Genomic DNA, 13,777 nt, shown 5'->3' with positions numbered 1-13,777 from the left:
CAGAGCTCATCCGGCGTCAGGGCGACCGCCTGAACACCGTCAGTTGTCGGGGGAGCGCAGCACCCGCAGATGGCCCCGGCGGGCGACCTCCTGGGCGTCGGCGCCGCCGGTGCCGCGCTCCCGGGCGCGCTCCGGGCGGGCCTGGGGGCGGGCGGCCTCACGGACCGCGTTGGCCAGGGCCTCCAGGTCGTCGCTGCTGGGCCGGGCGGGGCCCGAGTCCACGGCGAGCCGGACGACGTCCCAGCCGCGCGGGGCGGTGAGGCGCTCGGAGTGCTCGGCGCACAGGTCGTAGCAGTGCGGCTCGGCGTAGGTCGCGAGCGGGCCCAGGACGGCGGTGGAGTCCGCGTAGACGTACGTCAGCGTCGCGACGGCGGGACGGCCGCACGCAGTCCGCGAACAGCGACGTACAGGGCTCACGACGATGGACGGTACCGCACTCCTGACCGGGCCGCGACGACTCTCCCCCACCTGACCGCCACGTGTCGCCACGGACGGCCCCACGGGCCGACCGGGGACACAGCCGCACGGGGCCCTCCTCCGCGGGAATCCTCCCGGCAGCGGACCGCTCTCCGGCCCGGATCCACAGGGCACGGCGCGCCCGGGTCGACCGCGCCGACGCGGGGCGGCCCGGACGCTCAGGATCTGCGCCGGGGTTGCTCGTGCGGTACGCGGGAAGGGCCTAGGCTCTTGCGTGATATGGACAGCTCCTCCCACCCACCGCGGCCACGGCGCCGCGACCGGCACGGTCGCGGACTGCGTGGCCCGCTCGCGCCGCCGCAGGTCCCGATTTCGCTGAGTCGGGCGGAGGTCTTCGACGACTTCGTGCGCGACTCCGTGGACCGCCTGGAGCGCCGCTGGCCGCAGCTGGGCGAGGTGGAGTTCGCGGTGCAGGAGGTGCCGTGGCCGCCGACCGGGCCCGAGGAGGCGGCGAGCGCGCTCGGCGACGCGGTGCCGCTGGGCAGGCTGGTCCCGGCGGCCAAGGACCGCCCCACCCGGATCGTGGTCTTCCGCCGCCCGGTGGAGATCCGCGCCAAGGGCCGGGACGAGCGGGCCGCGCTGGTCCACGACATCGTGGTCGAGCAGGTGGCAGAGCTGCTCGGACTCTCCCCCGACACGGTGGACCCCCGCTACGGCGAGGAGTGACCGCCGACCGGGCGACCGGGCGACCGGGCGGCCCACCAGCCGGTCCCCCGCCGGGCGCCCCTCACCGGGCCCTTGCGAACCGGGCCCTTGCGAACCGGGCTCCCGGCCGGCCGTTCGACCGGCCGGCCGGGGCCGGACCGATCAGCCGGGCAGTACGGCGAGGCGCCCGGTGGTGATGCCGTCGGCGACCCGCTGCACCGCGTCCGGGGCGCCGGACAGCGGGAGGCGCTCACTGACCAGCGGACTGACCACGCCCTGCTCCGCGAGCTTGGTGAGCTCCTCGTGCGCCTGCCGGACGGCCTGCGGGTCCCGGGTGTTGTACAGCCCCCAGTGCAGCCCCAGGATGGCGTAGTTCTTCACCAGGGCGTGGTTGAGGGCCGGTGCGGGGATGGCGCCGGCGGCGAAGCCGACGACCAGGATCCGCCCCTCGAAGGCGATGCACTTGGTGGAGCCGTTGTAGGCGTCACCGCCCACCGGGTCGAAGACCACATCGGCGCCCCGCCCGCCGGTGGCCTGCTTCACGGCGCCGACGAAGTCCTCGCTGTGCCGGTCGACGACCAGGTCGGCGCCCAGCAGCCGGGCCGCCTCGGCCTTCTCCGGCCCCCCGACGACGCCGATCACGGTGGCGCCCGCGGCCTTGCCCAGCTGCACGGCGGCGCTGCCCACCCCACCCGCCGCGGCATGCACCAGCAGGGTCTCCCCGGCCCGGAGTGCGGCCCTGCGGTGCAGGCCGAACCAGGCCGTCTGGTAGCCGATGTGCAGCGCCGCGGCCTGGGCGTCGTCGAGTGCGGCCGGTGCGGGGAAGGTGGTGGCCGGGTCCATCAGCGCGTACTCGGCGTACGCCCCGTGCGGCAGCACCGGCGTGCCGATCACCCGGTCGCCGGGCGCGAAGCCGCTCTCCGAGGTTCCCTCGCCCAGCTCGGCGATCTCCCCGCAGAGCTCCACACCCGGGGTGAACGGCAGCGGCGGCCGTACCTGGTAGTGGCCGCGGCACATCAGCGCGTCCGGGAAGTTGACCGCGGCTGCCCGCACCCGCACCAGCAGCCGGCCCGGCCCCGCCTCCGGCCGGGCCACCTCCGCGGGCCTCATCGCCTCGCGGGGCTCGCCCAGCTCCGCCACCTGCCATGCCTTCACGGTGCCTCCTGATTGCCGTGCCGGTAGCCGCCCAGATCGCCGACTAAGCGCTTGCTCAGGATAGGATCGGCACCGCAGGATGGGAACCCCGGGCAGGGCACTCCCGCCCCGTCCCGGCGCCCGTGCGGATCTGCGAGGATGCCCTCATGACCGCGACCACCCCCGCCGACCTCTGGCCGGAGGTGCGCCCCGAGGCCGCCCGGCGCCTGCTGCTGGCCGCCGTGGAGGCCTTCGCCGAACGCGGCTACCACGCGACCACCACCAGGGACATCGCCACCGCGGCCGGTATGAGCCCGGCTGCGCTCTACGTCCACTACCCGTCCAAGGCCGCACTGCTCTCCGAGATCAGCAGCACCGGACATCAGCAGACCCTCGCCCTGGTGGAGGCCGCGGCCGCGGCCGAGGGCGGGCCGGTCCGGCGGATGCGCCGGCTGGTGGAGGACTTCACCGCCTGGCACGCCCGCGCCCACACCATCGGCCGGATCGTCCAGTACGAACTCCACGCGCTGCCGCCCGAGGACTACGCCGCCGTCGTGGAGCTGCGCCGCCGGATCGAGGAGACGGTGCGCACGCTGATCTCCGAGGGGCAGGCGTCCGGCGCCTTCGATGTGCCGGACGTGCGGACCGCCGCCCGGGCCGTGCTCTCCCTGGGCATCGACGTGGTGCGCTGGTACCACGAGCGGACGGCCGAGCCCCCGGAGGAGCTCGGCCGTCGCTATGCCGATCTGGTGCTGCGGATGCTGGGCGCCCCTGCGGGCGCCTGATCGTCCATCCAGGGCCGGCCGCCGGTCAGGGGCCGCTCAGCGGCCGGTGAGGATCGCCGGGTCCTGAGCTGCGTGGGGAACCAGCACCGCGCTGCGGTCGTCCTGGAGCGGCTGCACGGTGAACATCGGTACACCGTCCTTGGCCAGCTGGAGCGTCCGGGCCGCTGCCACCGGTCCGCCGGAGAGCGTCTCCACGGTGACCGCCCACGATCCCTTGACTCCCGCGGGCTCGGGAACCGCCGTAGAGACGGTGCCGCCCGCCGGGATCTGCAGTTCCTTGACCGCCGGGCTGCCGCCCGAGCTCCCCGCCGACGAGGTGATCCTGACCTTGGCCGCAGCGCCGGTGGAGGTGAGGACCAGAGTCGAGTTGCCCCGCCAGTTCTCGGCCGAGGTGGCCCTGTCACCCACCGGGTTGCTGCCCACGAGCCAGGCCGCGTCGGTCTTGGTCCCCTTGCCGCGGTCGACCCGCAGCCCGGCCACCACCGGGGTGGCGTGCTTGGGATCGGTGGGGCTCAGCCGCAGTGCGGCGGCCTGCCCGCGGGTCAGCGCGCCCAGGTCGACGGCGGCCACCATGCCGCTCTTGACGTGCAGGGTCTCGTGGCCCGCCGGGGTGAACCAGCCGTTGGGCCCGGAGAGCTGCACCTTGAGGTCGGCGTCGTCGTCACCGGGGGCGAGCACCACCAGCCGGGCCGCGGTGAGGTCGCCGGGCAGTCCGGGGATCACCGCGGTGCCGCCGGGGGCGGCGGAGGCCGGCAGCCAGTCGCTGCCCTTCGGCGCCGTCCGAGGCGTGCAGTGCGGCGCCCACCCGGCCGGTCCTGGCGACCACATTCACCACCAGGTCCGGTACGGGGGTCTTGGTGAGGGTGGAGAGCAGCACCGGCACCGAGCTGCCCGGGGGCACCGTGAGGCTGCCGGCGGTGCCGTCGTCGATCTCGCCCTTGGCCCCGTAGAGCACCACGTCGACGATGGCGGGCTGGTCCTCGGCGTTGGTGAGGTTCACATAGTCCTCGCGGCCCGCCGCAGTGGACGCTCCCGCAAACCAGAACCCGGTACCGGAGGCTCCGCAGGTCAGACCGGAGAGGCCACGGCCCCTGGCATCGGTCACCAGGGTGGTCTGCTGCACCGTGAAGCCGGGGGCGAACCCGCCGTCGGCCACCGCTGCCACCGCTGGGGCCGCGTCCCCGACGGGGGCCTTGGCCGAGACCGGGACACCGGTCTTCCGCAGCGTGGCGCGCGGCGCTCCGGCCGCCTTGCCCGCCGGCTTCGCCGAGGCCTTGGCGGACGCCTTGGGCGACGTCTTGCCGGTCGGCTTGCCGCTGGGCGCCGCGCTCGGCTGCGCGGACCCGGCGACATCGGTGAGGACCGCCTTGCCGGGACCCGACCCGGCCGCCGCGGCGGGCCCGGCCGATCCGGAGTCCCCCGACGGGGTGAAGGCGGTGTACGTGGTGGTGCCGCTGAGTCCCTGCACCGGCTGCGGGCAGATCGCGGAGGTCCGCTCCACCCGGGTGTGCGTGGAGCCGGCGGGTCCGTTGGCCGGCGGGTCAGCGGGCGGACGCAGCTCGGCGATGCCGAGGGCGGCGGCCAGCACCAGGGCCGCGGCCAGCAGCGAGGCGGTGGTGGGGTTGGCGGTCACATTCCTCATCGCTCGTCAGCTCCCGGATCCGTCACGGCCGGCGCCCCGCGACCCGTACGGGTCCTGGGGTCCGCCCTGCTGCAGCCAGGGGTCGTCGGGGTCCAGCGAGCCGTAGGCACCGCCGTCCCCGGCCGCCCCGCCCTGGGCGTAGGGGTCGTAGCCGTAGCCCTGCTGCGTCTGCTCGTAGTCCCCGTAGCCGGGCTGGGGCGGCACCGGGGCGGCGTAGCCCTGCTGCTGCGAAGGGTCCCAGCCGTAGGGATCGGCCTGCTGGTAGGGCTGCTGTGCATATGCCGGGTCACCGTACGCCGGGTCGGCGTACGCCCCGTCCGAGGGGTAGGCGGGCGGCGGGTCGTAGCCGCCCGGGTAGGACTCGGAACCGGGCTGCTGCGGCAGCGACGGCTCGTACACCGGCTGCTCCTCCGCGGGGTACCCGGGCTCGGACTCCGGTTCCGCCGCCTCGGCGCCCTCGGCCGCTGCCAGTCGGCGGGCCCGGCGGCTGCCGGGCAGCGGGGGCTCGGCGGCCGCGGTCGACTCCTCCTCCGGCAGGTCGTCGTCGTTGGTGGAGCTGCGGGCGGGCAGGGCCAGCACCACCAGGGTGAGTGCCAACAGGACCTGGGCCCAGATCCAGCCGGTGTGCAGGGCTCCGTCGTGGTGCCCGACGGAGAGCCGGCCGCCGGAGGCCGGCAGGGTGAAGCCCTGCGCCCAGCCGTCCACGGTGACCGGGGTGAGGGGCTTGCCGTCCAGGGTGGCCTGCCAGCCGGAGTCGGCCCGCTCCGCGAGCCGCAGGGTGCGGCCGGCCGGGCCTGCCGGGACGGTGGTGCTGATGCTGTGGACCCCGGCCGGCACCGCGGTGGCCTTGCCGTCGGCGGTGGTGATCACTGCCCGGGCGACCGTGGCACCGTCCACCCGCCAGAGCGCGGTGCCGCCCTGCCGGCTGACCCGGGTGAGGCCCGGGGTGGTGTCCAGGACGTCCTGGACCTTGTCGATCAGCGGGGCCTGGACGAGCACGTACTCCACCGCGTACTCGGCGAGCCGGCCGGACTGGTCGCCACCGGACCCGGCCAGCAGATTGCCCACCAGGGTGGTGAGGGCGGGCTGCGGAGTGTCGGTCTCGGCGTCGCCGAGGGACTGCCCGGAGCCGCGCACCAGCGCATAGGCGACCGCCTCGCCGCCGGCGTCGCCGTGCAGCACCAGGGTCCGGGTACGGTCCACGGTGCCGGACTCGGCGGCCACAAAGGCGGGAACCTGGATCGGGTCGGTACGCCGCAGCGGATCGCCCGCGCCGCGCGCCGCCCACCACAGGCCGGTGCCGATCGGGGCCAGTACCGCGGCCAGCACCACCACGGCGGCGACCGGCTGCCGCCAGCCGAAGTCGATGCCCGCCACCCGGGCCTGCGCCCCGTCGGCGCCGATGCAGGCGGCCGCGAGCAGTGCGATCCCGGTGAGCAGGGTGGCCGGCCCGGACCAGGCCGCGACCGGCACCCCTCCGGGCTGGGGGGTGACGGTGGTGCCCGCGACGACGATGGAGAAGACCAGCCCGGCCGCGGCCGCGGCCCAGGCCGCGATCACCGCCCGGCGCCGGTCCGCGCGCAGCAGCGCGGCCAGGGCGGAGAGCACCACGCCGGCCGAGAGCAGCACGGGCGGTACGCCGGACCCTCCGGGGTTCACCAGGACCAGGCCGAGCGGGGTCGCCGAAGCGCCGCTCAGCTGGGGCAGTCCGGCCTCCAGCAGCAGCCGGGACGGCGAGCCGAGGACGTCCAGTGACCACGGCGCGAGCACCAGCACGGGGGTGCCGACGACGGCCAGGCAGCGCACGCCCAGGCGGCGCAGCGCGACCGTACCCGTGCCGTAGGCGCCGCCGCGCAGCACTGCCGCGGCGAGCGCGGCCGCGCAGAGCACCACGGCCAGCACCCAGACCACGGGGACAAAGGCGGTGACGGCGGTGAGCAGCAGTGCCGCGGTCCAGGCGCTGCGCCAGCCGGGACGGCCGCCGCGGGCGGCGGTCTCGCGGCGGATGCCGAGGCCTGCGGCCACGGCGGCGGCCCTGGCCAGCGGCGGCAGCAGCACGGCCAGCAGGGCGGTGCCGATGCGTCCCTGGGCGAGGGCCCCGGTGGCGGCGGGCAGGAAGGCGTAGGTGGCGCTGGCCCAGGCCCGTACGGCGCGGGACCCGATCAGCGGCCGGGACACCAGGTAGGCGGAGACCCCGGCCAGCGGGATGGAGAGCACCAGCAGCAGGGTGACCGCCAGGTCGGCGTTGCCCATCAGGATCCAGGACAGTACCGCCAGTGCGCCCAGGTAGGGCGGTGCGCTGCCGCCACCGCCGGCCCCGACCGGATGCCAGCCGTCCGCATAGGCGTGCCAGAGGTCGGCTGCGCGGTCGGCGGGCAGCAGCGCGCCGCCCAGCAGGGTGCCGCTGCCGAGCAGGTTGCGGCAGGCGACGAGGGCGATGAGGAGCAGCCCGGCGAAGAGCACCGGGGCGGGCCGGCGGGCGATCCGCTTGAGCCGGGCGAACTGCTCGATCTCCAGGAAGTCGGCGTCGTCGTCGGAGGGTCCGCTCTCCGAGCCGCCGTGCCGCCCGGCACCGGAGTCGTCGGCGCGCCCGGCGCCCAGCGCCCCGGCGGCCTGCTCGACGGTGAGCCGCACGGTGGCACCGGGGGCGGGGAAGAGCGAACGGTCGTCCAGCGGGGTGGCGGAGCGGGTACGTGCGCGGCGGACGCGGGCGGCCAGCACTCCGGGCAGCCGCAGCAGCACGTGCCCGAGCCCGGCGAGCTCGTCCAGGGACTGGCCGGGGGCCTTGCCGACGAGGTAGGCGACGGTGCGCAGCAGCGTGGAGAGGACCACCCGCAGGGCGATGTAGGGGAGCAGCAGGCCGCGGGAGTTCGCGAACAGGGTGAAGACGGCGCCGGCCTTGTCCACCCGGTGGGGGTGGTCGGGGGCACAGTCGATGGGGCGGCGCTCGCGGCTCGCGGCCTCGGCGTGGCGCAGTACGGCGTCGGGGGCGACCATCACCCGGTACCCCGCGGCGTTGACCCGCCAGCAGAGGTCGACGTCGTCGCGCATCAGCGGGAGGGCCCGGTCGAAGCCGCCGAGCTCCTCGAAGACGTCGCGCCGGATGAGCATTCCCGCGGTGGAGACGGAGAGCACCGGGCGGACCTGGTCGTGCTGGCCCTGGTCCTGCTCGCGGCGGTCCAGTCCGGTCCAGCGGCGGCCGGAGCGGGCGATGCTGACGCCGACCTCCAGCAGCTGCCGACGGTCGTACCAGCTGCGCAGCTTGGGGCCGACGACGGCGGCCGAGGGGGTGGAGTCGGCCACCTGGAGCAGCCGCAGCAGTGCGTCGGGGCGCGGTTCGCAGTCGTCGTGGAGCAGCCAGAGCCATTCCACGGGCTCGGTGGAGGAGCCGTGGCCGTACTGCTCGTCGTCCTCGAAGTCCTCATGGGCGGCGAGCGGGTCGCCGTACTCGTCCCGGCGGGGTGCGGCCTGCCGGCCGCCGGGGCCGGCGGGGACCAGGCTGTAGGGGAGGTCCTCGGGGCGCAGCGGATGGGTGGAGCGGACGGCCTCGCCGACGGCGGTGCCGAACCCGGTGCGGCGGGCCAGGTGCACGATGCCGTCGCCGAGGGCGTCGGCGAGCAGCCGCGGGGAGTCGTCGCCCGACCCGGTGTCGGCTGCGACGACGCGCTGGACGGGGCGCTCCTGCCCCAGAAGTCCTTCGAGGGTCTTGGGGAGCCAGCGGGCGCCGTCGTGTGCGACGACGACCGCGGTGACCAGATGCCGCGGATAGGCCGGCGGTCGGGTGTGGCTGTAGGCAGTCATCGCGTGAGCGGGCCCCGGTTCGCATGGACGGCAGGTGGTGCGCGCTGCCCACGGGCGGCAGGGGATGGTCTGCCCGGGTGTCGGCGGTGCGCGGTCCGGACGACGCGTCGCCGGATGGCGCACCACACTAACGGCTCGGACCGGCAGTCCGGTTCCGAGGTGGGAACAGCGCAGCGCCCCGCCCGGAAGGGGCGGGGCGCTGCGCGGCGATGCCGACGGCGATGCGTCAGACAGCGCTCTTCTTCAGGCGACGGCGCTCCCGCTCGGAGAGCCCGCCCCAGATCCCGAAGCGCTCGTCGTTGGCCAGCGCGTACTCCAGGCACTCGGACCGCACCTCGCAGGCGAGGCAGACCTTCTTGGCCTCTCTGGTCGAACCGCCCTTTTCAGGGAAGAACGACTCGGGGTCGGTCTGGGCGCACAGAGCACGTTCCTGCCAGCCGAGCTCCTCCTCGGTGTCCTCACCGATCATCAGCTCAAAGAGCTCGCTCATGTGGCGTGCCTCCTAGCCCCTCTGCGCTTCCCCGTGGTGCTGCCGTTTTGCGGTTGCGGTGAACGACACGAGTGAAATTACAAGTGCGTCACTCTGGCTCAGTCAAGCCGGGCTCTGGTATTGGCCTGCGGATTCACTCCCCGGAACCAAGGGGCCACGATTAGTGTGCATATTCGGGCAAAGCGGAACCTTGGCTTCGAGGATGCGGTCCCGCGTGATCCGGGACCGCCCTCCACTCACGACGCCCGCAGGGTCCCTGACGGTTGCCCGACCGGCGGCGGAGGCGATGTGGATCACAGCCCGATAACGGATCGACAGGACTGATGACGCGCTGCTTCCCGGTGATCTTTACGCGCAAACACCGTGGCTCAGAGATCCATCGATCGGGTGACAGCCCGGGACCGCCGCGATGACAAGTTGACATCCGGCGGCCGGACAGGGTCTCCTTGGCCCCATGTCAGTGCGCATCACGTCCCGGAGCCTCCCTGTGGAGCTCCGCCGTGCTGCCAGTGCACTGTGTTGTCCTCGCTCCTGCTGTCTGTAGCGCTGTAGCGCCGCAGGAGCCGGGTGGCCCTCGACGGCCCCGACCTCTCCGCGGCCCACGCCCAGTCGGCACACCGCCCCGGCCCCCTGCCTGAGCGCACCCCCGAGCCCTGCGGCCGTTGTGCGCCACCGCTCCCGCGAGGACCTCCCGTGCACCGCACCCCCCTCCACACCCCCGCTCCCCACAGCCGCTGGACCGACGGCCTCAGCGACCTCTCCATCGCCGGCGATCCCATGGCCTTCCCCCACCTCGCCGTGGACAACGCCCCACGCCACCCCGTCACGGTCGCCGGCTTCGCCGCGCTCGCCCGCCGGACCGCCGCCGACCGGGCCCGCTGGCAGCCGCTGGTCCGCTACGACGCGCTCACCCGCTGGTACGCCCGCCTGGAGACCGGCCCCGGCTACGAGGTCTGGCTGCTCAGCTGGCTGCCCGGCCAGTCCAGCGGACTGCACGACCACGGCGCCTCCTCCGGCGTGCTGACGGTCGTTCAGGGCGAGCTGACCGAACGCTCCCTGGGCCGCTCCGGCGAGTCCACCCGCACCCTGCGGCCCGGCGCGCAGCGGGTGTTCGCACCCGGATACGTCCACGAGGTGGTCAACACCGCACTGGAGCCCGCGGTCAGCATCCATGTCTACGCCCCCGGCCTGGTCGAGATGAACCAGTACGGCGCCACGGCCGCCCCGGCCGGACAGGCCGCGTACGAGGGCGGTTGACCGCCCGGGCCGCGACGCCTGGAAGGATGGCGGTATGCGCATCGTGGTACTGGCCGGAGGAATCGGCGGCGCGCGCTTTCTGCGCGGACTCAAGGCGGCCGCCCCCGGCGACGAGATCACCGTCATCGGCAACACCGGCGACGACATCCACCTCTTCGGGCTGAAGGTCTGCCCGGACCTCGACACCGTGATGTACACCCTCGGCGGGGGCATCCACGAGGAACAGGGCTGGGGCCGGGCCGCGGAGACCTGGTCGGTCAAGGAGGAGCTCAAGGCGTACGGCGTCGGCCCGGACTGGTTCGGCCTGGGCGACCGGGACTTCGCCACCCACATCGTCCGCACCCAGATGCTCGCCGCCGGCTATCCGCTCAGCGCGGTCACCGAGGCGCTGTGCGCCCGCTGGCAGCCCGGGGTGCGGCTGATCCCGATGTCCGACGACCGGGTCGAGACCCATGTCCTGATCGAGGACGCGGAGGGCCGCCGGGCCGTCCACTTCCAGGAGTACTGGGTGCGGCTGCACGCCGAGGTGCAGGCGCAGGCGATCCTGCCGGTCGGGGCCGAGGACGCCAAGCCCGCCCCGGGTGTGCTGGAGGCGATCGCGGAGGCGGACGTCGTCCTCTTCCCGCCGTCCAACCCCGTGGTCTCCATCGGCACCATCCTCGCCGTGCCCGGCGTCCGCCAGGCGCTCGCCGAGGCGGACGCGCCCGTGGTGGGCCTGTCCCCCATCGTCGGCGGCGCCCCGGTGCGCGGCATGGCCGACAAGGTGCTGGCCGCCGTCGGGGTGGAGTCCACCGCCGACGCCGTCGCCCGGCACTACGGCCCCGGGCTGCTGGACGGCTGGCTGGTGGACACCGCCGACGCGGCCGCCGTGGCCGCGGTGGAGGAGGCCGGGATCGTCTGCCGGGCGGTGCCGCTGATGATGACCGACGTCGACGCCACCGCCGCGATGGCCCGTGCGGCCCTGGCGCTGGCCGAGGAGGTGCGCGGGTGACCACGTACTCGGTGTGGGCGCTCCCCGGCGTCCCCGAGATCCGCCAGGGCGACGACCTGGCCGCCGCGGTCGCCGCCGCGGCCCGCGCCGAGGGGCAGCCCGGTCTGCTCGACGGCGACATCCTGCTGGTGACCTCCAAGGTGGTCAGCAAGGCCGAGGGCCGGGTGCTGGCCGCCGCCGACCGGGAGGCCGCCATCGACGCCGAGACGGTCCGGGTGATCGCCCGCCGGGGCCGCACCCGGATCGTGGAGAACCGCCAGGGCCTGGTGATGGCCGCCGCCGGGGTGGACGCCTCCAACACCGCCCCGGGCACCGTGCTGCTGCTCCCCGAGGACCCCGACGCCTCGGCCCGGGCCCTGCGGGCCCGGCTGCGCGACCTCACCGGCGCCGAGGTCGCCGTGGTGATCACCGACACCTTCGGCCGCCCCTGGCGCAACGGCCTCACCGACGTCGCCATCGGCGCGGCCGGCCTCACCGTGCTGGACGACCACCGCGGCTCCACCGACAGCCACGGCAATGAGCTGTCGATGACCGTCACCGCCACCGCCGACGAACTCGCCGCCGCCGGCGACCTGGTCAAGGGCAAGACCGCGGGCATGCCGGTCGCCGTGGTCCGCGGCCTGGGCCGGGTCACCACCGCCGAGCACGGGCCCGGTGCCCGGCCGCTGATCCGCGCCGCGGCGGACGACATGTTCCGGCTGGGCACGTCCGAGGCGGTACGCCAGGCCGTCACACTGCGCCGCACCGTCCGGGAGTTCACCGGCGAACCGGTGGACGGCGGTGCCGTACGCCGCGCGGTCGCCGCAGCCGTCACCGCGCCCGCACCGCACCACACCACCCCCTGGCGCTTTGTGCTGCTGGAGACCGAGGCGGCACGCGGCAAGCTGCTGGACGCCATGCTCGACGCCTGGCGCAGCGACCTGCGGGAGCTGGACGGCTGGAGCGAGGAGCGCATCGCCCGCCGCACCCGGCGCGGCGATGTGCTCCGGGACGCCCCCTACCTGGTGGTGCCGTGCCTGGTCGCCGACGGTGCCCATGACTACCCCGACGAGCGGCGCAGTGCCGCGGAGCGGGAGATGTTCGTGGTGGCCATGGGCGCGGCCGTGCAGAATCTGCTGGTCGCCCTGGCCGGGGAGGGCTACGGCTCGGCCTGGGTGTCGTCCACCATGTTCTGCCGGCCGACCGTACGGGAGGCGCTGGACCTCCCCGACGGCTGGGACCCGATGGGCGCCGTCGCCGTCGGCCGGCCCGCCGCCGCACCCCCGCAGCGGCCGGCCCGCCCGGCTGACCCCTTCGTCATCACCCGCTGAGCGACCGGCAACGGCCTGCGGCACCGCCGGGGAGGCGGAAGCGGAAGGGGAAGCACGCCCGGGAACTCCCGGGAGAGGATGGGCAGCCGGCCCGCTGGAGGGGGAGAGAAACAGCGGGTCGGCTGCGAGGCCCGGCCTGACGTGCGGGTGGCCACGGTGCCCGTACCGGTGGCCACCGACGGCCGAGCGGCCTGAGGTGTCCCACTGATCGGCTGCCCCTCATCACACGGGCAAAACGTTCAGATTGCCCGGAAGTCCCGGGGCGCGAAGCGCGGCGCCCGGCGCGGTGCATGCAACCCGGTGAGACAGATCAGCCGGCAGGCCCGGTGGCGGTGCCCCCGGTAGGGCTCCAGCAGCTCCAGCATCCCCGCGTCGTCGGTGCGGTGGCGCCCGGCCAGTGCCCAGCCGACGGTGTTGGGCAGGTGCAGGTCCCCGACGGTGACCGCGTCCGGGTCCCCATTGCTGCGCTGCACGATCTCTGCGGCCGTCCACGGCCCGATGCCGGGCACCGCGGTGAGCCTGGCGGCCGCGGCCGCCGGCTCCATGGCGGACGCCTCCTCCAGCCGCGGCGCCAGCCGGGCCGCCCGGACCACGGTGCCGGCCCGCTTGGCGTCCACTCCGGCGCGGTGCCACTCCCACGAGGGCACCATCACCCAGTCCCGCGCGGACGGGGCGACCCTCATCCGGGCGACCGGTGAGTCCTGGCCGCCGGCCGGTCCCGGCGCCGGCGTGCCGAACCGCTGGAGCAGCAGCCGCCAGCCCCGGTACGCCTCGTCCGAGGTGACCTTCTGCTCCAGCACCGAAGGCACCAGCGCTTCCATGACCAGACCGGTCCGGCCGATCCGCAGGCCCGGGTGGCGCCGGTGGGCGTCGTAGAGCACCTGGTGGCGCGGGTCGGGGGCGAACCCCGAGGGGTCGTCGCCGTCACCGAGCCAGGACGGCAGCCGGTCCAGCAGCCACTCCGCGCCCGGCCCCCAGGCCTGCGCCTCCACGGTGCCCTGCGCGGGCAGCGCGGCGATCCGCACGGTGCCGGGCCCGGCCGGGGTCCGGGAGGCCCGCCACACGGCACCGTCCGGTGTCGTGCGGTACGCGGGATCGCCCGGCCCCCGGCGCAGGCAGCCCAGGGTGAGGCCCGGGTCGACCGGGTATGCGGGCCGCCAGACGCGCTGCTGCGCGGCCCCGGCGGATGCCGGGCCGGGCGCGGATCTGGGCGGCGGGACGGTCATGGCCGTCCAGCCTACGCGG

At 75.2% G+C, this 13,777-nt stretch carries 10 protein-coding genes and 1 pseudogene; 5 read left to right on the top strand and 6 right to left on the bottom strand.

Features of this window, described 5'->3' with window-relative positions:
- Positions 1-39: 39 nt before the first annotated feature.
- Complete coding sequence (locus tag AB0761_RS23290; RefSeq protein WP_377274280.1) at positions 40-468, bottom strand: DUF3499 domain-containing protein; 429 nt, start codon at positions 466-468, stop codon at positions 40-42.
- A gap of 228 nt (positions 469-696) precedes the next feature.
- Here AB0761_RS23290 and AB0761_RS23285 point away from each other — a divergent pair, with 228 nt between their 5' ends.
- Positions 697-1,143, top strand: coding sequence for a metallopeptidase family protein (locus AB0761_RS23285; RefSeq protein WP_377271064.1), 447 nt, complete (start codon positions 697-699; stop codon positions 1,141-1,143).
- A 141-nt stretch (positions 1,144-1,284) separates the two neighbouring features.
- Here AB0761_RS23285 and AB0761_RS23280 read toward each other — a convergent pair whose 3' ends face one another.
- Complete coding sequence (locus AB0761_RS23280) at positions 1,285-2,277, bottom strand: NADPH:quinone oxidoreductase family protein (RefSeq protein ID WP_377271063.1); 993 nt, start codon at positions 2,275-2,277, stop codon at positions 1,285-1,287.
- A 146-nt stretch (positions 2,278-2,423) separates the two neighbouring features.
- On the opposite strand from AB0761_RS23280, the gene AB0761_RS23275 reads away from it, so the two are divergent.
- Positions 2,424-3,041: a TetR/AcrR family transcriptional regulator gene (locus AB0761_RS23275; protein ID WP_377271062.1), complete on the top strand. Its 618-nt coding sequence runs from the start codon at positions 2,424-2,426 to the stop codon at positions 3,039-3,041.
- A gap of 36 nt (positions 3,042-3,077) precedes the next feature.
- Here the strand turns inward: AB0761_RS23275 and AB0761_RS23270 are convergent.
- The 3 genes and pseudogenes from AB0761_RS23270 to AB0761_RS23260 form a co-directional block, all read right to left on the bottom strand.
- Positions 3,078-4,683 (bottom strand): annotated as a pseudogene (locus tag AB0761_RS23270) (DUF5719 family protein).
- A 6-nt stretch (positions 4,684-4,689) separates the two neighbouring features.
- The gene (locus AB0761_RS23265; protein ID WP_377271061.1) at positions 4,690-8,484 is read right to left on the bottom strand and encodes a glycosyltransferase; all 3,795 of its coding nucleotides are present in this window, start codon (positions 8,482-8,484) and stop codon (positions 4,690-4,692) included.
- A 226-nt stretch (positions 8,485-8,710) separates the two neighbouring features.
- Positions 8,711-8,974 carry a WhiB family transcriptional regulator gene (locus AB0761_RS23260; protein ID WP_111494589.1) on the bottom strand — a complete coding sequence of 88 codons (264 nt, stop codon included), beginning with the start codon at positions 8,972-8,974 and terminating at the stop codon, positions 8,711-8,713.
- A 777-nt stretch (positions 8,975-9,751) separates the two neighbouring features.
- Here AB0761_RS23260 and AB0761_RS23255 point away from each other — a divergent pair.
- The 3 genes from AB0761_RS23255 to AB0761_RS23245 are packed head-to-tail and all read left to right on the top strand — an operon-like array spanning position 9,752 to position 12,532.
- Positions 9,752-10,231: a cysteine dioxygenase gene (locus AB0761_RS23255; protein WP_377274278.1), complete on the top strand. Its 480-nt coding sequence runs from the start codon at positions 9,752-9,754 to the stop codon at positions 10,229-10,231.
- A 34-nt stretch (positions 10,232-10,265) separates the two neighbouring features.
- Positions 10,266-11,222 carry a 2-phospho-L-lactate transferase gene (cofD, locus tag AB0761_RS23250; RefSeq protein ID WP_377271060.1) on the top strand — a complete coding sequence of 319 codons (957 nt, stop codon included), beginning with the start codon at positions 10,266-10,268 and terminating at the stop codon, positions 11,220-11,222.
- Positions 11,219-12,532, top strand: coding sequence for a coenzyme F420-0:L-glutamate ligase (locus tag AB0761_RS23245; protein WP_377271059.1), 1,314 nt, complete (start codon positions 11,219-11,221; stop codon positions 12,530-12,532). The genes cofD and AB0761_RS23245 overlap by 4 nt, the downstream gene beginning before the upstream one ends.
- Before the next feature lie 239 nt (positions 12,533-12,771).
- Here AB0761_RS23245 and AB0761_RS23240 read toward each other — a convergent pair whose 3' ends face one another.
- Complete coding sequence (locus AB0761_RS23240; protein ID WP_377271058.1) at positions 12,772-13,758, bottom strand: DNA-3-methyladenine glycosylase family protein; 987 nt, start codon at positions 13,756-13,758, stop codon at positions 12,772-12,774.
- Between the last annotated feature and the right edge of the window lie 19 nt (positions 13,759-13,777).

Origin of the sequence: Peterkaempfera podocarpi, assembly GCF_042466665.1 — a bacterium.
In the GTDB taxonomy this organism is placed as follows: Bacteria; Actinomycetota; Actinomycetes; order Streptomycetales; family Streptomycetaceae; genus Peterkaempfera; species Peterkaempfera podocarpi.
Note: the sequence above shows the minus strand (reverse complement) of the source record. Positions and strands in the feature narration are given on the sequence as shown.

Bases quoted from the DNA above. Each gene is read 5' to 3' on its own strand.
- AB0761_RS23285 (WP_377271064.1), top strand. From the start codon at position 697: ATGGACAGCTCCTCCCACCCACCGCGGCCACGGCGCCGCGACCGGCAC.
- AB0761_RS23275 (WP_377271062.1), top strand. From the start codon at position 2,424: ATGACCGCGACCACCCCCGCCGACCTCTGGCCGGAGGTGCGCCCCGAG.
- AB0761_RS23265 (WP_377271061.1), bottom strand. From the start codon at position 8,484: ATGACTGCCTACAGCCACACCCGACCGCCGGCCTATCCGCGGCATCTG.
- AB0761_RS23260 (WP_111494589.1), bottom strand. From the start codon at position 8,974: ATGAGCGAGCTCTTTGAGCTGATGATCGGTGAGGACACCGAGGAGGAG.
- AB0761_RS23255 (WP_377274278.1), top strand. From the start codon at position 9,752: ATGGCCTTCCCCCACCTCGCCGTGGACAACGCCCCACGCCACCCCGTC.
- cofD (WP_377271060.1), top strand. From the start codon at position 10,266: ATGCGCATCGTGGTACTGGCCGGAGGAATCGGCGGCGCGCGCTTTCTG.
- AB0761_RS23240 (WP_377271058.1), bottom strand. From the start codon at position 13,758: ATGACCGTCCCGCCGCCCAGATCCGCGCCCGGCCCGGCATCCGCCGGG.